Below are 20,024 nucleotides of genomic sequence, written 5' to 3'. Positions count from 1 at the left end.
ATCTCCGCTCAAGGAAGTCTTCGCAGGCCGTGAGGCTGCCAGCCGTCTTCAGGCGGGGGCAGGCCACGCGGCCTGCTGGCGGGTCTGGCCACCGGGCCCACTCCTGTTTTCACTCCGGACCTTCCGCGGGCTGATCACGAGCGGGCCGCCTATGATGGGGCGAGCTCCCTCGGTCCCGTCGAGCACTGCGATGTCGTCTGAACTGTCCCTGAACCGCCCATCCGCATTCCTGCCCGCCGCAGGCTGGATCGCGTGGCCTGGGCGATCCCAGGTCCGCCTCACCGGGGCGGATCGCGCGAAGTTTCTCCATAACTTCTGCACGAACGACATCAAGAAGCTGCAACCCGGCCAGGGCTGCGAAGCGTTCCTGACAAGCATCAAGGGACGAATCCTGGGCCACATCTTCGTCTTCGCTGGAAGCGATGACCTCGTGATCGACACGGTCCCGGGCGAAGACGTGAAGATCCGCGATCATCTTGATCGCTTTCTCATCACGGAAGATGTCCAGATCGAGGTCATCACCGAACGGTCACGCTGTGTGTATCTGTTCGGTCGCGACTGGCCGGCACTACTGCAGGCCGGGCTGGGGCTCGACCTCGCCCCCCTCGGTCCGTTCGGACATGTCACCGCGAAGTCCCGGCCGGTCACGGTGCGACGTTTCGACGTCACGGCCGCCCAGGGTTTTGAACTTGTGATCCCGCATGAAGCCGTCGAATCGGTCGTGAGTGCGTTCGAGTTCCCCGATCCCGAACGGCCCCGGCCGGTCCAGGTGTCGGCCACCGATTTCGAGGCCTGGCGGATCGATGCGGGCTTCCCGATGTACGGAGTCGACCTGAGCGACGAGCATCTCGCCCAGGAAGCCGCCCGAACCCAGAAGGCGATCAGCTTCACCAAGGGCTGCTACCTCGGGCAGGAGCCGATTGCCCGCATTGACGCCCTCGGGCACGTCAACCGCGAGTCGAGGCTCGTCGCGTTCGAGAACTCGGCCGGGCTGAAAGCGCCCGTGAAAGTCGTTCTTGCCTCAACGCAGGCAGACGTCGGCACGCTCTCGTCCGTGGGGCGCGTCGACGGCAGTGCGACGGTCGCGATCGGAATGCTCAGAACAACGGCGACTCTGGGCTCTGCTATTCGTGCCGTCGGAGAAGCCGGGGAGTTCATGGGGGAAGTCGTTACGCCGGCTTTGGCTGACGGGGCCCGAGCGGAGACGTAAACCGTCCCTCCGCCTATTGGTTGCTGATGGCGCGGGACTCGAACGGCGCGATGAAAATGAATCCACGGCCCGCTTCATCCACGCGGATATGCGGGACCAGGCCCGTGCCGGCCAGCGCAGACTGAAGCACCAGCACCCAGGCTGTCTTCTTCTGAGGCAAGCCAAAGGTCTTCTTCACCAGGTCCACCTCTTTCTTTGCGATCCCCGGATGATCGATCACGATCGCGCATCCCGTCTGATCGCGCGCGTCCTGAAGCATTTCGGTCACCGGCCGATCGAGGAAGCCGATCGGGCCAAACGCGAACAACGACGGAGCGTAGTCACTGCGCTGCACATCCGGCCGGGGCGCCCAGCCGATCGGCCACGGGTCTGGCGTCTCCGCCCGGTTCAGCACAACGAGGTCAATCGAGCCGGATGGGGTGCGCAACGGGCGAAAGCAGAGGCCCGCGTCGTTGAGCAACACCGCGAACGCAGAGCCGCGACTCAGGGCCCGGACGTCCTGCGCGACCACCAGCGGCGACTCGGTCGAATTCCATTTTCCGGCGACGGAATCGTGAACTCTCAGGGGAATGTCGATTCCAAATCCCAGGCTCCGCGCCGCATCGATCAGCGGCTGTCCCTGAAGATCGGTCGAAACGTCCTCCGCCAGGGATCTGAACAGACCTTGAAACTGCTCCGTGTTCAGGCCCCAGCGAGGTTGTCCTGCGGGACTTCCCTGGGCACCATACGCTTCGAGTTCTTCCAGCCATTCTTTAAGTGCGCGTTCATCACCCGTCTTGAACGTCCGTCCGGGAAACGTCAGTGTGCCGCGCCGGTCGAGGCGACCGGTCAGTTGGACGGTCCGCAGGGGCCCCCGCCGGCTCTCTTCGATGGCCGCCTCGTCATCCACGCCGGCGGTCCGCACGCGTACGCGGTGGCCAAGCGCATCAAACACCCGTCCCCACGTCTGCGACTGCAAGGCCTCCGTGGCGTCGTTCATCAGCAGATCGATGTGCAGGGTCGTCGATGTCGGTTCGGCCTTTACCGCACTCCGCTCTCCGAGACGCGACTCGGGAGAAGGCTCCGGCTTCGGCGCGGGGAAGACGCGTTCCGGACGCGGCGGATTGGGCGGTTGCGACGGCGGGTCCGCAGCCGGTGCCGACTCGACCAGGCACAGCGCCACCACGCCAACGCAGGCCAGGGCATTTCTTCCAGATGGCATCGGTCTTTCCCCGGCTGTGACGTGGACTTCGGTGGAGTCTCGACGGCGAGCGATTCTACGCAGTGGAGCATCGCCCCCCGGTCGTCCACGGAGCGTCATGTGGGCGAACCTCGACTTTGAGCGTAGGACGTTTCGAATCGCCGTCGCAAGAGGATTCTGTCAAGGCAGGATGCGCCAGACATTGTCGAAATCAGATTTCAGTCAAATCACCGCCTACTGCAAATTGCACATCGGGCGTGACCACGCGCATACTGCCCGCGGCGCGGTCGGTGCCGCTTCGTCCTTCTTCCCGGGGAGAGTCGTGATGCAGCCTCGAAAGTCGTGTCCTGACTGTGTCGAGTCTTTGAACGTCGATTCTTCCAGCCCGGTGACCGATCGCAGCGAATCGGTGGAAATCAAGCACGTCGATCGCCGCCTGTTCATGTCGACGGCCGCCGCCGGCGCTGCCATCACGGTGCTCCCCAAATCGGCATTCTCCGACACCCCTTCCAGGCCGGAACCCGAAAACCTCGTCGAGAAGCTTTACGAATCACTCACGGACACCCAGCGGTCGAAAATCTGCTTCGCCTGGGACCACACCGACAAGCGCGGCCTGCTCCGGACGCACGTGTCCAACAACTGGAGCATCACCGACGCAAAGACGATGAACGTCGGCGGCAGTTTCTTCACCGCCGACCAGCGGGACATGATCGAGGCCATCTTCTACGGCCTCTATAACCCGGAATGGCACGGCCGGGTCAAGAAACAACTGCAGGACGACGCCGGCGGATACGGAAAGGCGCAGACGATCGCGCTCTTCGGCGAGCCCGGTAAAGGCAAGTTCGAATTCGTGATGACTGGTCGTCACCTGACCATCCGTTGCGATGGCAACTCGACCGATCACGTCGCCTTCGGCGGCCCGATTTTCTACGGGCACCAGGCGTCGAAGGAATTCGACGAGCAGAAGGACCACGTTGGAAACGTCTTCTGGCCGCAAGCCTTGAAGGCCAACTCGCTGTACAAGATGCTCGACGGCAAGCAGCAGAAGCAGGCGCTGGTCAAAGAGGCCCCCGATGAATCCGAAGTGAAATTCCAGGGTGCGAAGGGCTCGCTCCCGGGCATCCGGATCGCGGAGCTTTCCAGCGATCAAGTAGGGGTGGTCAAAGGCGTGCTCGACAGCCTGATTGAGCCATACCGGGTTTCGGACCAGGACGAGGCGAAGAAGTGCCTCGAAAAGCAGGGAGGCCTGGAGAAGTGCTCGCTTGCATTTTATCAGTCGGACGACATTGGAGAGGACGGAGTGTGGGATATCTGGCGACTCGAAGGGCCCTCTTTCGTGTGGCACTTCCGGGGCTCACCGCACGTCCATGTGTGGGTCAACGTGGCCGACGATCCGTCGCCGGTCTTGAACGCCGTGGGCTGAAGGGCAGTGGGGCAGGCGGCCGGAATTCGTCCGGCCGCTGAAATTCTGCGGGCGTCCATCCCGCGGGTCAGCTTGCTGAGACGTGATGGACTGTCGAAGTGGCGCGGGCAAATTCTCGGAACTCTGAGTTGATGATGGATGCATCGTTTATCCCCGCGCCGGACGAGGCGCAGGAAGTGAGTCCGGACCCGACAGGGCCCGGCTCATATACCGACGTCGCTCGGGTGAAACTGCCGCGACAGGTCATGTCGCGACTGTCTCTCAACCAGATGACGACGCCGCGCTGGTGCCTCGAGGAAGATCTCGAGAACTACGCAGACGCTGGGCTGACCGCCATCGGTCTGAACTGGCAGAAGCTCAACGACGAAGCGCTCGCCGCCGACGTCGATCGGATCCGCCTGTCCGGATTGAAAGTGTCGTCTCTCGGCTGGTGTGGCGGCTTTACCGGCGCGGGCGGCCTTTCGTTTCCGGACGCCATGTGCGATGCGCGTCGCAAGCTGCGAATCGCGCGGCGACTTCGCGCCGGCGCCCTGGTCGTGATTCCAGGCGTCCAGTTCACCCACATCCGCAGCCATGCCATGCGCCTGGCGATGCAGGCGGTCAAAGAACTCTGCGACGCCGCAGCCGATTCGACGGTGCACATCGCACTGCAGCCGATGGCGCCACTGTTCGGCAAGAACTGGTCGTTCCTGAACCGGCTCGAGGAAACCCTCGACATTCTCGATCGCGTGAATTGCCCGGCGGCCCGGTTCTGCTTCGGAACCTATCACCTCTGGCGTGAGCCCAGGCTGCTCGAACGGCTGCCCGAAATCATTCACCGGATTGCGGTCGTGCAGCTCAGCGACTGGCGCGAGCCCCCGCGTTCCGAGAACGATCGACTCCTTCCGGGAGATGGCGTCATTCCGCTGCGCCAGATCGTCACCACGCTGGAGCAATCCGGATACAAGGGAATGTACGAGATCGAGGTCTGGTCGCGCGACTTGTGGAAACTCGAACACCACGACCTTGTTCGCGCCTGCCTGATGCGGTCCGGAGGCCTGCTCAACGACTGCTTTGCCACCAATCCAGTTGCCCAATCGGTCGACGACGCCTCATAATCCGCTATGGATCATGACTGGCTGACTCTCGCCGACCTGGCCCGTGAAACGGGCCGCGACCAGCGCGAACTCGAACGTTTGACGCTCCGTGGCCGGATTCCGGCCCACAAACGGGGCACTGAGTGGCAATACCACACTTCCGAAATCCGCGGATGGATCGAGCAGGAACTGCGAGGCTTCACCGACGCCGAACTCGCGTCGTTCGAGCAGTCCCAATCGGAATCAGTGCCGCTGGCCGACACGCTCCTCTCGACGTACCTCTCGGAAGAGCAGGTGCAGGTGCCGCTTGAGGGACGGACGAAACGCTCCGTTCTCGAAGGCCTGGTCGAGGCCGCGGGAAAAACCTGGAAGGTCTGGGAACCCGCGGTTCTTCTGCAGGCGGTCATCGAGCGCGAGTCGCTGATGTCGACCGCCTTTGAGAAGGGGGTGGCGATTCCGCACCCCCGCCAGCCGCTTCCCTCGTCCCTGGAAGATGCCGTTATCGCGTTTGGGCGGACCAACTCTCCGATTCCATTCGGCGCCCCCGACAACTCGGGAACCGACCTCTTCTTTCTGGTCGCCAGCCGCGACACCCGCACCCACCTGCGGATCCTCGCCAGGCTCGGTCGCGTCATCCAGAAACCCGGGCTGCTCGATGACTTACGGAATGCGGCCGATGCCCGCGAGGTTTTTGGGATTTTGTCGGCTGCCGATACGGCATTTGAGGCGGGTTAAGCGTGCCGACGGGCGGATGATGCCCCCTGAAGCAGTCTGAATCTGTTCAGGATCAAGGAGTTAAGGGGAGCACCGCGGTCATATCAGACCCCGCGTCCTGCCCCTTCAACGTCCGGAAACACAGATTGACCAGATTCCCAGAACGAATACAATCGGAAGAGTCGATAACACTGCTAATCCTGAGAAGATCGGTGTTCGACGAAGGATGTGCCGGCCGCAGGATTCGCGGCCCCGGCAAAGACCATTACGGAAGAGGTTCCCCGCCGTCGCTACCGGGTCGGCGGGTCGTGCGTCACGGAGGATCGCGTCGTTCTTGGTTTTCATCCACGGACGAACAGGTGCTTAGGCGCGGTGGATCGCGATATCGGCCGGCCGAACCGAGGGACAGATCAGCACATGAAGACCGTCTACACCACCGGCGAGGCTGCCAAAATCTGTAAGGTCAGCCAGCAAACCATTATCCGCTGTTTCGATTCGGGACAGCTGAAGGGCTTTCGGGTTCCCGGATCCCGCTTTCGCCGCATTCCGCGCGACGTTCTCTACAAGTTCATGAAAGAGAACGGTATCCCCACGGACGCACTGGAGTCCGGAAAACGGAAGGCCCTGATCGTTGACGACGACCGCGAGCTCACCGAGCTCATGCGGGACGTCCTCGAAAACGACGGCCGCTTCGAAGTCCGAACCGTCAACAACGGTTTCGACGCAGGAATGATGGTCAAGGAATACCGTCCGGATGTCATCGTCCTCGACGTGATGCTGCCGGACATCAACGGCAAGGAAGTCTGCCAGCGGGTTCGCAGCGATTCGACGCTCGACGGCACGAAGATCATCTGCATTTCTGGCATGGTCGAAGCCGATCGCATCGAAGATCTCAAGGCCGCCGGTGCAAACGACTTCCTCCAGAAGCCTTTCGAGGTCGAAACGCTCCTGAACCGCATCTGCGGACTCCTGGAGATGGAATCGGCCGAGATGGTTCGCTGAAAAGGTTCAACCGCGCCCCGTCAGGGACGCACTGGAATACGCCGCGGATGCGTCGACACGTTCGGCCATCCGCGTCTTTGTTGTTGCACGTCGTCCAAGACGAACTCCTGGCCCGGGACGAATCGTGATTCGCGAATTCGAAGACGAACTTCAACGGGCAAAACTCGAAGCCCTCGCGGAATTCGCCGCCGGGGCAGGGCACGAGATCAATAACCCGCTCGCCACGATCCTGGGACGCACCGAACTCCTCCTTCGACGCATCGGCCGCGTCGTCCCCACCGGCGAAGCGGCCGAGGCCACTCGCGACCTCAACGTCATCGCCGGCCAGGTCCAGCGCATCCGCGAGATGATCGGCGACCTGATGCTCTTCGCGCGGCCGCCAGTCCCGCGACTCGCCCCCTGTGAACTCAACGCCGTCGTCGAGTCGACAATTGCTGCCGTGCACGCGACAGCCAGGTCTCACCAGGTCGAGATCCAGACTCGGCTGACAAGAAACCGCCCCGTCCTTGCGGACCACGCGCAATTGTCCGTCGTCGTTTCCGAGCTCCTTCGAAATGCCGTCCAGGCAGTGCCTTCGGGAGGCCGGGTCGAAGTCTCCACCTCAAACCTCGTCGGCGACGGGGCCTCGCCGGTCCGCCTCACCATTTCCGACAATGGCCCGGGCCTCTCCGAGGCGGACCTCCAGCATCTGTTCGATCCGTTCTATAGCGGCCGCCAGGCGGGGCGCGGACTGGGCTTTGGCCTGTGTAAATGCTGGCGCATCGCGCAGTCGCACGGGGCGAGCCTTCGAGTGGCCGTCCGCCCTGAAGGGGGCGTCGAGGCGACGGTCGACTGGCCGTCCGCGTGACGTCAGGGGCTTGCCCCGTGAGGGTGTTCTGCGGACACTGACAGGTCGGTCCGCGTTCCCTCCTGCTGAAGTTCCCGCCGATGCCGTTCATGACGTTCTCTCGCCGCGCCCGAGTCGCGCGCCTGCTGGCCGCTTCCCTCTTGTCTCTCACCGTCGTCGCCACGGCGGCCTCCGGTGACGACCTCCCGCTCGACATCGCCCCCGCCTCGAAAGAGGCCGAACTGGCGATCAAGGGATTCAAGACGCCTGCCGGCGGCACGGTGGAACTCGTCGCCGCCGAGCCCGACGTCGCCAATCCCGTCGCCTTTTGCTTCGATGAGCAGGGGCGGATCTACGTCGCCGAGACCTTCCGCCAGAGCAAGGGAGTGGAAGACAACCGCGGCCACATGAACTGGCTCGAGGAAGACCTCGCCCTCCAGACCGTCGAAGAACGGGACGCGCTCTATCGCAAGTTCGGCGGCGACAAGAAGGTCACGGAGTGGACGAAGTTCCCCGATCGCATCCGGCGTCTTGAAGACAGGGACGGAGACGGCCGTTTCGAATCGGCCACCATTTTTTCGACCGGCTACAACGCCCTCGTCGATGGCACCGGGGCCGGCGTCCTCGCGCATCGCGGGAATGTCTATTACACCAACATCCCGTCGCTCTACCGCCTGCAGGACTACAACGGCGACGGCGTCGCCGACCAGAAGACGACCCTGCACACCGGGTACGGAGTCCGCACCGCCTTCCGCGGCCACGATATGCACGGCCTCGTGTGGGGCTACGATGGCCGACTCTATTTCAGCATTGGCGACCGCGGCTACAACGTCGTCAATCAGGAAGGCGAACGCCTGAAGCGTCCCGAGACCGGCGCCGTGTTCCGCTGCGAGCCCGATGGCTCGAAACTGGAAGTCTTCGCGTACGGACTTCGGAATCCCCAGGAACTGGCGTTCAACGACGAAGGCGACCTCTTCACCGGCGACAACAACTCCGACGGCGGGGACAAGGCCCGCTGGGTCTACGTGGTCCCGCACGGCGATACCGGCTGGAGGATGTATTACCAGTACCTCAAGGATCGCGGTCCGTGGAACCGTGAGCGGATCTGGCATCCCTACCGCGACGACGAGCAGTCGGCCGCAGTCCAGCCCGCCTATGTCGTTCCGCCGATCCTGAACCTCGCCGACGGTCCTTCCGGCCTGGCGTTCGATCCCGGCGTCGGTCTCCCCCCGGAACTCGCCGGAAAGTTCTTCCTCGTCGACTTCCGGGGCTCCGCCGCAAACAGCGGCATCCGCGCCTTCCGCGTGAAGCCGAAGGGAGCAGGTTTCGAAGTCGTCGATTCCGACTGGCTCGTGAAGTCGATGCTCTCGACCGACGTCGAGTTCGGCTACGACGGCTCGATCTACGCGACCGACTGGGTCGACGGCTGGAACGGCGCCGGAAAGGGACGCATCTATCGATTCAGGTTCGTCTCGGCGGGCCAGGCCAACCAGGAGACGGCCCGACTCTTTCGCGATGGCTTCGAGAAACGGAGCGAAGCGGAACTGCTGACGCTGCTCGGCCACCCCGACCGACGTGTCCGGCTGGAAGCACAGTTCGTCCTCACCGAGAGGGCCGTCGAACAACTCGCCAAGGGAACCGAAACGCTCGCCACGAAACTCCATCAGACCGCGCTGATTTCCTCCAGTTCCCACAAGAGCCGCCACGCCGCGTGGGCCTGGGGAGCCGCCGTCCGCCGCAGCGGTAAATCCGTCGGCAGCTTCGATGAACTCGCCACCTCGGGGGCCGATCTGCAAAAACAGGCCTGCCGCATCGCGGGAGATCTTCCGGAAGGCGCCTTCGGTCGACAGGGATGGAGCATCGATTCGCTTGCGGCCGGCCTGAAGTCCGACGATCTGCAGGTTCGGATGCTGGCCGCACTGGCGCTGGGACGACATGGGGATTCGTCGAACGTTCCCGCCTTGCTCGACCTGCTCGCGGCCAACGCCGATGTCGATCCCTTCATTCGCCATGCCGGCGCCGCGGCGCTCGCAATGATCGGCGATCTTCCCACGCTCGTCGCGGCCGCCGATCATCCTTCGAAATCGGTCCGCCTAGCCGCGGTGGTGGCGCTCAGGCGTCTCAAGCAACCCGAATTGGCGCGCGCTCTTGGCGACCGCGAAGATTCGGTCGCCTACGAGGCCGCACGCGCCATTCATGACGAAGGCATCGCCGGAGCGATGACCGAATTGGCCGCGTACGCTGGCCGACCTGGCTTCACACAGCGGGCGCAGTCGCCCGCCGGGTTGGAATTCGTCCGTCGTGTCCTGAACGCCAACTACCGCGTCGGTGGTCCACAGGCGGCGACAACCGTTGCCGCCATCGCCGCCGACCAAAGCATGCCGGAAACCGTTCGGCTCGAAGCCACGGAAGACCTCCTCAAATGGTCCGACGCGTCCCGCCTCGATCGCGTCACGGGCGAATTCCGGCCGATCGAGTCCCGTCCGGCCGCGGAAGCCGAAGCGGCCGTGCGCAGCTCCATCGGCGGGCTGCTTCAGGGGTCCGACAAGCTCCGCGACTCGGCGGTGAAACTGGCCGCGCGCTATGGAATCAAGGATGTTGGCCCGATCCTCCGCGAACTGGCGACCAGTCCCACCTCTCCCGCCCAGACGCGCGTCGAAGCAATCGATGCGCTCTCGACCCTGCGCGACAGCGAACTGCCGAAGCTCGTTGATGTACTGCTCACCGACAGCGAACCCGCCGTCCGGGCGGCCACCCGCAGGTCGCTGGTCATTCTTGCACCTGGGCGGGCCGTCAGGGAACTGGCAACCGCGCTAAACTCGGCAGCCTCCACAGTGATCGAATTGCAACAGGCCGCCGAAGGCCTCGGCTCGCTCAAAACCGCCGAAGCCGATCAGGCCCTGCAGGCGACGCTTGACGCCTGGCTGGCCGGATCACCGGCTGCAGCCGCGGTGCAGCTCGACATTCTCGAAGCCGCCGCACTGCGCGGCGGGAAACTGGCGGAGGCCGCCGGCAAGGTTCGTGACACCCTCGCCCGGGCGGGGACGGTGGCGGCGTATGGCGACTCCCTGAGCGGCGGCAACGCCGCGCGCGGGAAGGAAGTCTTCTTCGGAAACGCGGCCGCTTCCTGCCGCCGCTGTCACAAGATCAACGGCGAGGGCAGCGATGTCGGTCCCGACCTTTCCGAAATCGGCAAGACGAAAGCCCGAGACTACCTGCTCGAAGCGATCGTCGATCCGAATGCAAAGATCGCCGAGGGCTTCGAGACCGCCGTCTTCGCCATGGAAGATGGACGGGTGTTGTCCGGCGTCGTCCGCGGCGAGGATGAAAAGTCCTTCCGGATCGTCACCCCCGCCGGCGAAACGCTGACGGTCGAAAAGTCGGAGATCGACGACCGTGCCAAAGGACAGTCCGGCATGCCGGCTGACTTGATGAAGCAGATCTCGCGGCGCGAGCTGCGCGATGTCGTCGAGTACCTCTCCACTCTGACGAAACGCGAGACCGGGGATCGGCACAAATAGCGGCGCCCGAAACGGAGCGTCGGGGACGCCTCCGCGGCTCGACCGAAGTCCGCTATTTCAGTTGTCGAAGATCGATTCCACCTGTTTCGATTTCAGGTCCTCGGTCATCCGCCGCGCCCCCTCCTGGATTTTGATGATCGAGTTCACCTGGTTGATGATGTCGATGAAGCTGTCCCACTGCGACATGTTCGCCAGGATGATTTTCAGTGCATCGGTGATCGCCTGCTGACGCTCGATCAGAGAATCCATCGACTCAGGCTCCGACGTGACCAGCGTTTCGAGTCCCTGCTTCTGCCGCTCGAGTTCCTGTTCCTGGAGCCGGGCCAGGGGCTTCGTCACGGTCGACTCGATCAGCCGCCACGACTCTTCCCCTCCAAGCTTGTTGAGCCGCATCTCGAGCAGAGAGGCGCCGATCTCCCGTGAGACGGCGGCGATTTCCCGCCTCGTCAGCAGGTACGAGCGCAGAAGGTTCGCGCCGTCGGAGGCGATCTCCGCGACTTTCATTCTTTCGCGCAGATCAAGCATCTGCTCGTAGGCCTTCTGCAGCCGCGCCCGCAGCTGCTGTTGCCGGAGCAGGATCTCCCGGAACAGCTCTTCATCTTTCACGATCTTGAACGTGATCTTCCGTGAAGTCGCCGACTGACGCCCGGTGTAACAGTCATCGTCCGCGACGGCCCAAACCGACACCGCTTGCCCGGGCGACACTGCCAACGCCCCGATCTCCACCGACGTCTGCTGCTCGACGGAAAGCTCAATCGCCGGCTCGGCCGGCCCAAACATCGGAGTGGTTAACTCTCCTCGCTTGGGCGGTGCACTCGTGGACGGCTCTGTTGACGCTTCGGCCGACGCTGGCTCCGGATCGACTGGCGAGGGGACGGGTGACGCCGGTTCCGGTTTCGCCCCGGCCTTCGCGGGGTCCTCGTCATCGACCGGCGGCGGGGTGGATGGTCCGTCGACGTCCACGTTAAGCGACGCATTCCTCAGCCCATAGTCGTCGCGAACCGTCAGCGTCACGGGAATCGTGGCCTGGGCTGTCACTCGCAGCCGCACCCCCGAGTGCCGGAGCGTCACCGTCGGAGGACGATCGGCCTTCTCGCCGATCGAAACCGGTCTGGGAAACGATTCGAGGCCCGAGTCCCGGGCGACAAGCACCGTCTCCAGGCGCACCTGCCCCTCATGAGTCCAGTCGGCGGCGAAATGTCGATCGTCGATCGCCACGAACCCCTCTGGCCCGGTTCCGTCCCCTTTCACGCGGACTTCTGCAACAGGCACGTTCGTTTCAAATTCCAGCCGGGCGACCGTTTTCGGCAGCAGGCGGACGTTCCCTTCGCCGGCCGTGAAGTCAAACGCCTGGACCTCCTTCTCGCGCGGGTGAGTTGCCGTCAGCTTCAGTGATGTGAACTTCGGTCGGTCGAGCGGTTCGATGCGGAACGGCTCGGCCCTGCCGTCGCCCCCCCACATCGTCACATTCGCCGGCTGTTGCAGAGGGGGGAGGTCGAACCGGAAGTCTCCGGCGGCGAACCGGTTCAACGTGACCGTCTGGTCCCCTCCATCATCCGACTGCATTCGCATCCAGACCGTTTCCGTTTCCTCGGCCGTATCCGTCACCTTGATCTGCAGCCCGGTCGATTCCCCGCGCGGCACAATCAGCCGGCCGTCCCGCACTCCAACGACTTCGATCGCTGTCGTATGCGGCCACGGGCGATCCGACCCGAGGAGCCAGCGGTCCCGCCACAGCTTCGCCACCGAAGGAGCGGCCGCGGCAAACCCGGCCGGGATCGCGACCGCCACGGCCACCGCAGCCAGGCTCAGCCACAGATGACGCGAATTGAGATGGCGCGAGAACGAAACGTTCTCCAGTTCCTGGGAATTCTTCCGCACTGCATGAACGACCAGTTCCGGCGACATCGAACTGGGGTCTACCCGCGCGTCCGGGAGTTCGAGCACTGAGGCGACGCGCGATGCCAGTCGGCCGCTCGCTGGACCGGAGTGAGTCCGGTCGATCGCGGCTGCCACGTCCAGGGGAGACATCGGAAGAAGCAGCGGCTGCAGGAGACGGCGATACAGCAGCCACGCGCATCCTGTGGCCGCTAGTAGAAGCATGCCGATGCGCGCCGGTCGTGAAAGCTCCAGCCGCCAGTCGAGAACGAGCGTGATCGCCGCGACAAGAACGAGAGCGGCCGCGAACCACGCCAGTCCCTCCGCCAGGAAATGGCCGCGCATGGCCCGACGAACGGCGATCAGCCGCTGGGCAAGGCGGTCTCGGAGTTCACTCAGCTCGCGGTGTGCCTCAGGAGGCATCAATCGCTCCATTCACAATCGGCCGAGATCAGATCAGTCGGGCGCGCTTCCGCAGCACCCATTCCACGCACAGGATCACGAACAGCGAAATCCACAGGATCGGGGCATCCCAGATCTCGTGGCGATGTTCGAGCAGATGCTTCACGCGGCCGATCTTGAACAGGTCGGCCGCTTCCTTCCCCTGGGTGACGTCGAACGTCCTCCCTCCCGTGCAGATCGAGACGGCATCGAGCGAAGCACGGTCGACAACCGGATTCTCGAACTCCAGGTTGGGAAGGGCGATGTCGAGAGGCAGAGTCGCCGCCTTCACGCCGCCCGCGATTGCATCGTCTCCCATCCACACTTTGACGAAATGCGGCCCCGCCTTCGCCGCCACGAACGTCCCCGAGAAGACACCCGGTTCCGGCTCCGGACTGAGCGTGATCGCCTGCGGCTCGTCGTCGCCATGTTCCACCTGGCCGGGCAGGGAGGTCATCGTCTGCTCGACGTCATCGGGGTTATGGAAACGGGCGATCACTTTCACCGTCGCCCCCGGCTTGTATTCGGACCGCGGCGTCGCCAGCCGGAAAGGATAAGAACCTCCCAGACGCTTGTTCCTCCCGGCCCGATCGACAACCCGCGCCCAGAAGCCGTCGAAGAACTGGTCATCCAGAAACCGCCAGCGGTACGTGCTGTCGAAGCCAATGAACATCGACCGCCCGGGGCCGACAAGCTGCGTCGCCAGCAGCACTTCCGGTCCGAATTCGTTGCGCATCCGCGGGTCGCCGTGGACAGCCAGAACCGTGGCCCCTGGCTTCGCGCGGGTTACAGGAAAATGCCAGAACATCCCTGGCAGGTTTTCGATGATGCGGATGTTCGCCTCGGAGTCCTCGGAGAACGCGAGCACCGGATCGTGTTTCCCTTCCTCCGTCATCTGCAGCCGCCACGGCTGGCGTGAGCTCAACTGCGTCTGCACGGCCGAGCGAAACAGCCCCGGCTCACGTACCACGGGAAGCAGATGCAGCCAGCTGAGCGCCGGATCGAGCTGCGAATCGAACATCTGCGACGTCTGCAGTTCCCCAGCGATATAGACGAGACCTCCCCCCGCCTTGGTGACGAAGTTCGTCAGCAGCTCGCCAAAGTTGGGGGGAAAGCCGTTCGGGTCCGGGTCGTACAGGATCACGCAGTCGTATTCATCGAGTTCCTCCTGCGTGATCGGCAGCCGCTGGATCGGGATGTCTGCCGGATGCTCGAAATCCTTGTCGGCCGCCATCAGCCAGCTGGAGAGTTCGATTCCGCGGTCGCGGATGAGCGAGTTTCTCAGGAACTGGATCTCGGGAAATGTCGCTCCGGCGATGAGCAGCGCCTGCAGCTTCTGGCGGATCATCTGCGTCTCGGCATGGGCGACGTTATCGTCATCCGTCAGCTCCGGACCGGAACCGGTCAGGGTCGCTTTGAACTCCACCTTTCCGGGGCGCCCTTCGCGAAAAGGGACTGTCACCGTCTGCACGGCCCCCTCGAGCTGCAGGATCAGGGACTCCTGTGACAATTCCTGCCACGGTCCCCCATCAACCCGCTTCTCGACCGTCAAAGTCGACGTCAGATCCTGCATCCCACGGGACTGGATGTGGACGGCGAGCGTATTGTCGTCCCGCACGAACGCCATCGGGCTGACTTCAATCTTCGTGATCTGGGCGTTGCGCGGGCCATCGGCCGTCCCCAGCGCAATGCAGGCAATCGGAAGTTTGGCTTCCACCGCGAGTTGAGCTGCAGAGGCAGGCGGCTCCCCGGAGTTCGACTGGCCATCACTCAGGACAAGAATCCCCGCCAGAGGAGAGCCGGAGTACGTTGCCAGGGCCTGGCGGATCGCCGCGCCGAGGGCCGTTGTCTCCCCGGTCGATTTCGCAGGCTGGGTGACGTAGTCGTTCACCGGTTCCTGCAGGCGATCGTTGAACGGGTGCACATGGACAATCCTTGCCCCGTCACCTTCGAGCCGCTTCAGAGTCCCTTCCCCGAGAACTCGCCTCGCCAGTTCGGCCCGGGACAGCGTCCGTAGCCCGTTCGGCCCCTCCGGTATTCCGAAGTGTTGCGCCACGCGTGTTGCCGCTGCCTCATCGCGCCAGGCGTCCTGCAAGCCCATCGAACCTGAGACGTCCACCAGCACGATCAGGTGTGAAGCGACCTGTTCTTCTTTGCTCAACACGATCACCGGTTCCAGCAGCATCGCCAGCGCGACGCCGAGCGCAGCGACCCGCAGGGCTGAGAGCGCGAGCCGCCAGCGGGTCGAAAGCAGGCGTCCTTCAAGCCGGTACAGAAACCAGGTCGCAGTCGCCACGGCGAGAATGCCGCCCAGCAGCAGCAACGCCTTGTCTCCCTTCGGGAGCGCAAGCCATTCCAGGGACCAGTCGCCGCCAGCCGTCCAGTCCGGCGGTTCCAGCCCGAAGATTCCCGCCCAGAATCGCCCCATAAGCCATTCCGTTCCTGCCAGAGCCACAACCGCCCGGCTTCAGTCGCTCCGTTCCAGGCGCGAGCCGCGCATCACGCCTGCCATCCGAAGTCGCCCCCCGCGCGGACGCAATTCACTATGGCGGCAATTGCCCGGCCTCACAATGGAGTCGCCTCCCGAAGCAGACCTGCACCCGCGTCGATCGCCTCCGGAGTGAGTTCCGGAGTTGCCAGAACTCGAACGGGCCGTGACCATAGGCCGTCTCTGAATCATTGTCGAAATCCGATGTCGAACGATTACTTCCGTCACTCCGAACGCTGGCGCCGGCTTTGGGACGCTGTCTCCATCGTCAGGCCCGTCCACTATTCGCTGTTCACCTTCGGTGAATCCGAGCTCCTCTATTGGCTGGTGCAGGACTCCGACCGCGAGAAAACACCGGTCCGCATCGCACGGGGAGAGGTCCGGGTCACCCGGCCGCTGATCATCACGCCCGACAACGCACAGCCCGAGTTCCAGAACTTCTTCGAGGACGATGAAACCGCCGGCATGGCCGAATTTCTCCTCGCCCGCTCGGCCGCCTTCTCCCACCTGCGATTCAACAAAAAGCAGGGGCCGCAGCAGATCGTCAGCGACAGCGTCGAAGAAGCCGTCGCCCGACTCAACCGGCAGCTCGATTCCGAAGACGAAGACCGTGTCGCGATTCTCACCGCCCCGAGTGGCCTTGGAAGCCTCGCCGTGCTCCGCTATGCCGCCGAGCGAATCGCCCGCAGTGCGTCCGACAACATCCAGGAGCTGAAAGAACGCGGCTTCCTCCCCGACTGACCGCGATCGCTCCCCGATTGGAACCGGCCGAAGCCGCAGTTCAGCCCGGGGCCTCCTGACGCTCATAACGCAGCGGATTGCCGCTCTTTGGGTTGTGGACGCGAAAGGTGACCCGGCCGTCAAGAATCTCGTGCAGCAGGTCGCCACAGACGGTGGCCCGCCAGCCCTGCATCAGTTCCGGCGCGGGCGGCCGACGTCGTTCGGTCACGTGCCAGTGGACAAAGTCCTGCACGTCCGACGTGGTGCCGACGAGGCTCAGCGCGATGTTCATCTGGGCGCAGCGATCCGCCAGGACCAAGGACGTCAACTTCGTCAGCACATCATCATGTTGCGTCGTCTTTCCGCCGTTCTGACGCGGCGGCAGCAGGTCGTCCGGAAGCTCCAGGCCGGCCGCGACAGCCGCCACAATCTCATCCGCCACCCGCTGGTAGTCCCGGCGCTGCAGGCCTCGCGTCGAATTGAGGTCGCGAACCGTTCGTGGCCGCCGCCGCGCCACTTCAGTCATCAGGTCATCGCGAAACGCGACCCGGGCAGGGCGGTCAATGGTCTGGGCATAGTGTTCGCGCCAATTCCACAGCTCGCGCGCGACGGCCAGCTCACGGGGCGAAAACCGGTTCGCCTGTGGCAGCCGCCTCCAGCCTTCCCGGTCGCTCTCAGCAGCCACAGCGTCGACGAGGTGTTCGAACTCACCCATCGCCCAGTCGGTGCGTCCCAGGTGGGTGAGCTGTTCCCGCTGCCTTTCCCAGATCCTGGGCAGGTACTGGACGTCCTCGAGGGCATATTCGATCTGGTCGTCCGACAACGGGCGGTGTTCCCAGTCGGTCCGGGTCTGCAGCGAGTCGACCGACTTCCCCATCACCCGCTGGACGAGGTTCTTGTAAGACGCGGGGAACGTTCGGGTCAGCAGGCCTTCGGAGATCTGGACATCGATCAAATTCTTCGGTCGCGCCCCGGCGTACCGGAAACAGAAGCGGATTTCTTCCCGGCCGCCATGGACGATGATCGGCGTTTCCGCCTCAGCCATGATCGTCCACCACGCCGAAAGATCGGGCACGGCCAGCGGATCGACGACCGCCGCGACCTCGTCGGTCGCGAACTGCATCAGGCAGAGCTTCGGCTTGTAGTACTTTTCCGAAACGAATTCGGTGTCAAACGCGACGGCGGGGGCACTGCGCAGGGCGGAGCACAATTCGTCGAATTCCCGCTGAGTCGTAATCAGCGTCGCGGACATTGTGGTCTGGAGGTGGCCGGATGGTGTCGATCGACAGGCGTTGATGCAGTCCGAGTCTAACAGCGATCAGACGGAATGGAACGTCCCCGCAGGGGTTACGTCCGAGAGTCGAAAAATCTGCGTCCGGAAGAGCAAGGGCCTCCCCCCTCGATAAGCGTCCTCACGCCCTGCCGGGAATTCCGCGAGAAACGTCGAGTCACTCCAGGCGGTCCGGGACCGGCCCCGCCAGCGGTAACTCGCAGATCGCCCATTGGCCGAAGTTCTCTTCCACGTCGAGTCGAAGCGAAGTCTGGCCCTTGAGGGCGGCCCCCATCCGTTCGCACAGAGTCTGGGCGAGGTACTGCGCGAGCAGTTCCGCGGTCGTCTGGGCGATCGGCAGCAGCCGGCATTCATCCGTCGGGATCACCCATCGCCGCTTCTGGAACCGGATTTCCACTTCCTCCCCGGCGACATTCACCTGAATGTCGGGATGCTTCATCGGCACGAGCAGCGAATGATCGAGCTCGTCGACCAGCTTCTGCAACTGGTCCCGCAGGGCGATGAAATCCACCACGAAATGGTTCCCATCGAGGGGGCCGGCGACTTCCGCCGCGACCCGCCAGTTATGCCCGTGGAGTCGTTCGCACCAGTCGCCGATCGTGATGAAGTGCGCGGCCGAAAACACCAGGTGGTCTTTCGTCACACGGACCCGGAAGGAGGCCAGCGGCGAGGGAGCGGGATTGGTCATGGGCAAACCGTCGTCGGGGCCTGAAGTGTCCGGGAAGGCATCCGCTGCAGATCCCGAATGAGCCCCGACTATTGATCGATGCCTCCCGACAAATCAACGCCCATCGAAGACCGGCCGACGATTTGATCCCCATCCACGAAAAAAGCCCGCGGACGAATCCGCGGGCCGGTCAGTCTTCTTTCGCAGGGAAGCGACCACAGGATCAGACCTTCGGTTCCCACCCCGGTTCATAGCTCCGCTTCCACAGCCCCATCGCCTTGTCGTCGGCAATGATGTGCCCGTCCGAAGGACGGCAGTTCATCGTGCGGCCCATGCGGTATGCGATGTTGCCCAGGTGGCAGAGCATGGTGCTCTTGTGGCCTTCCAGGATCTCTGAGTTCAGGCGCTGGGGATCGCCGTTGCGGATCGCATCCACGAAATTACTGATGTGGAGGCCCAGGTCCCACTTGCCTGCCTCTTCCTTCACCAGTTTGTCCTTGGCGTCGTACAGCTTGAATCCGCCCCCTTCGGTGAGCGTCATCGTTCCTTCCGTGCCATAGAACGCCACGAACGCTTCGCTGGCGTGCTTGTTGCAGCTCTTGCCGTCCCACACGATCGCCCGATCCCCTTCGAATTCGAAGGTCACCACGTTCGTGTCGGGCGTCTCCTGATCGTCCTTGAAGGCATAACGGCCGCCGGCCGAAGTGACCCGCACCGGATAATCCACTCCCATCCCCCACCGGGAAATGTCGATCGAGTGGACGCCGTTGTTGCCCAGTTCCCCGTTGCCCCAGTTCCAGAACCAGTGCCAGTTATAGGGCGTCCGATTGTCGTAGTAGGCCGTGCGCGGCGCCGGGCCCTGCCACAGATCCCAGTCCAGTCCTGCCGGCGGATCGACCTTCACGCCCGTCTTGATCGTCCCGCGGGCATTGTCGTACCACGAACGCGACAGGTAGACCCGGCCGATCGCGCCTTCCTTCAGCATCTGAATCGCCTTCTGGAACGATTCGGCGCTGCGGCGCTGGTTCCCCATCTGGACCACCCGTTGATGCTTCCGCGCCGCCTCTACCATCGTCTCCCCTTCCCAGGGGTTATGGCTGCACGGCTTTTCAACGTACACATGCTTGCCAGCCGCACATCCCAGAATCGTGGCCGGAGCGTGCCAGTGATTCGGTGCGGCGACAATGATCGCGTCGACGTCCTTGTCATCCAGGATCTTGCGGAAGTCCTTCACCACAGTGGGCGTCTGTTCCGTCGCCTTTTCGATCGCCGCCTTGCCCGCTTCGCCGCGCTCGGCATCGGTCTCGGCGACGTACTTGAGCACCACACCCGGAGTCTTCCCGAACACCTTGGCCAGCGCCAGTCCGCGGTTGAGTCCCATCACCCCAACGGTCACGGTCCGTCCCGGAGCCGCGTCGGCGCCGTTCAGTTGCAACAGGGGAGCGCCAAACGTGGCGGCGGCGGTGGCGCCGCCGACACCGGCCATCCAGGCGCGGCGTGAGGACTTCTCGGACATGACTGAAATTCCTTGCGATTTGCGGACCGCTCGCTCGCGGCCAAACGACTCACTGCGCCCTGGAACCGACC

General features: G+C 63.8%; 14 protein-coding genes. 8 read left to right on the top strand and 6 right to left on the bottom strand.

Going from position 1 to position 20,024, the window contains the following annotated elements; all coding sequences use genetic code 11:
- Positions 1–190: 190 nt before the first annotated feature.
- Positions 191–1,210, top strand: coding sequence for a CAF17-like 4Fe-4S cluster assembly/insertion protein YgfZ (ygfZ, locus tag Pan44_RS17500; protein ID WP_197453414.1), 1,020 nt, complete (start codon positions 191–193; stop codon positions 1,208–1,210).
- A 13-nt stretch (positions 1,211–1,223) separates the two neighbouring features.
- Here the strand turns inward: ygfZ and Pan44_RS17495 are convergent, their stop codons facing one another.
- Complete coding sequence (locus Pan44_RS17495) at positions 1,224–2,411, bottom strand: hypothetical protein (RefSeq protein WP_145031434.1); 1,188 nt, start codon at positions 2,409–2,411, stop codon at positions 1,224–1,226.
- Positions 2,412–2,715: 304 nt separating this feature from the next.
- Between Pan44_RS17495 and Pan44_RS17490 the strand changes: the two genes are divergently transcribed.
- From Pan44_RS17490 to Pan44_RS17465, 6 genes are all read left to right on the top strand, one after another.
- Entirely contained in the window at positions 2,716–3,813 is a 1,098-nt protein-coding gene (locus tag Pan44_RS17490) for a DUF3500 domain-containing protein (RefSeq protein ID WP_145031432.1), read from the top strand.
- A gap of 131 nt (positions 3,814–3,944) precedes the next feature.
- Positions 3,945–4,910 carry a sugar phosphate isomerase/epimerase family protein gene (locus Pan44_RS17485; protein ID WP_145031430.1) on the top strand — a complete coding sequence of 322 codons (966 nt, stop codon included), beginning with the start codon at positions 3,945–3,947 and terminating at the stop codon, positions 4,908–4,910.
- Between the two features lie 6 nt (positions 4,911–4,916).
- Positions 4,917–5,624, top strand: a complete 708-nt coding sequence (locus Pan44_RS17480; protein ID WP_145031428.1) for a PTS sugar transporter subunit IIA — start codon at positions 4,917–4,919, stop codon at positions 5,622–5,624.
- Between the two features lie 396 nt (positions 5,625–6,020).
- Entirely contained in the window at positions 6,021–6,605 is a 585-nt protein-coding gene (locus tag Pan44_RS17475) for a response regulator (RefSeq protein WP_145031426.1), read from the top strand.
- 124 nt (positions 6,606–6,729) lie between these two features.
- Positions 6,730–7,452, top strand: coding sequence for a sensor histidine kinase (locus Pan44_RS17470; RefSeq protein WP_145031424.1), 723 nt, complete (start codon positions 6,730–6,732; stop codon positions 7,450–7,452).
- Positions 7,453–7,541: 89 nt separating this feature from the next.
- The gene (locus Pan44_RS17465) at positions 7,542–10,952 is read left to right on the top strand and encodes a PVC-type heme-binding CxxCH protein (protein ID WP_197453413.1); all 3,411 of its coding nucleotides are present in this window, start codon (positions 7,542–7,544) and stop codon (positions 10,950–10,952) included.
- A gap of 57 nt (positions 10,953–11,009) precedes the next feature.
- On the opposite strand, the gene Pan44_RS17460 is transcribed toward Pan44_RS17465, so the two are convergent.
- Positions 11,010–13,253 carry a hypothetical protein gene (locus Pan44_RS17460; protein WP_145031420.1) on the bottom strand — a complete coding sequence of 748 codons (2,244 nt, stop codon included), beginning with the start codon at positions 13,251–13,253 and terminating at the stop codon, positions 11,010–11,012.
- Between the two features lie 28 nt (positions 13,254–13,281).
- Positions 13,282–15,699, bottom strand: coding sequence for a VWA domain-containing protein (locus Pan44_RS17455; RefSeq protein WP_145031419.1), 2,418 nt, complete (start codon positions 15,697–15,699; stop codon positions 13,282–13,284).
- 264 nt (positions 15,700–15,963) lie between these two features.
- Here Pan44_RS17455 and Pan44_RS17450 point away from each other — a divergent pair, with 264 nt between their 5' ends.
- Positions 15,964–16,500, top strand: a complete 537-nt coding sequence (locus Pan44_RS17450; RefSeq protein ID WP_145031417.1) for a hypothetical protein — start codon at positions 15,964–15,966, stop codon at positions 16,498–16,500.
- Between the two features lie 40 nt (positions 16,501–16,540).
- On the opposite strand, the gene Pan44_RS17445 is transcribed toward Pan44_RS17450, so the two are convergent.
- The 3 genes from Pan44_RS17445 to Pan44_RS17435 all read right to left on the bottom strand — a co-directional run bounded on the left by Pan44_RS17445 (position 16,541) and on the right by Pan44_RS17435 (position 19,953).
- A complete protein-coding gene (locus Pan44_RS17445; RefSeq protein WP_145031415.1) occupies positions 16,541–17,731 on the bottom strand; it encodes a ribonuclease D in 1,191 nt (396 codons plus the stop codon).
- Between the two features lie 196 nt (positions 17,732–17,927).
- Positions 17,928–18,458 carry a 6-pyruvoyl trahydropterin synthase family protein gene (locus Pan44_RS17440; protein ID WP_145031413.1) on the bottom strand — a complete coding sequence of 177 codons (531 nt, stop codon included), beginning with the start codon at positions 18,456–18,458 and terminating at the stop codon, positions 17,928–17,930.
- 202 nt (positions 18,459–18,660) lie between these two features.
- Positions 18,661–19,953, bottom strand: coding sequence for a Gfo/Idh/MocA family protein (locus Pan44_RS17435; protein WP_145031411.1), 1,293 nt, complete (start codon positions 19,951–19,953; stop codon positions 18,661–18,663).
- Positions 19,954–20,024 lie beyond the last annotated feature (71 nt).

Origin of the sequence: Caulifigura coniformis, assembly GCF_007745175.1 — a bacterium.
GTDB lineage: Bacteria > Planctomycetota > Planctomycetia > Planctomycetales > Planctomycetaceae > Caulifigura > Caulifigura coniformis.
This window is presented reverse-complemented; position numbering and strand designations above follow the sequence as displayed.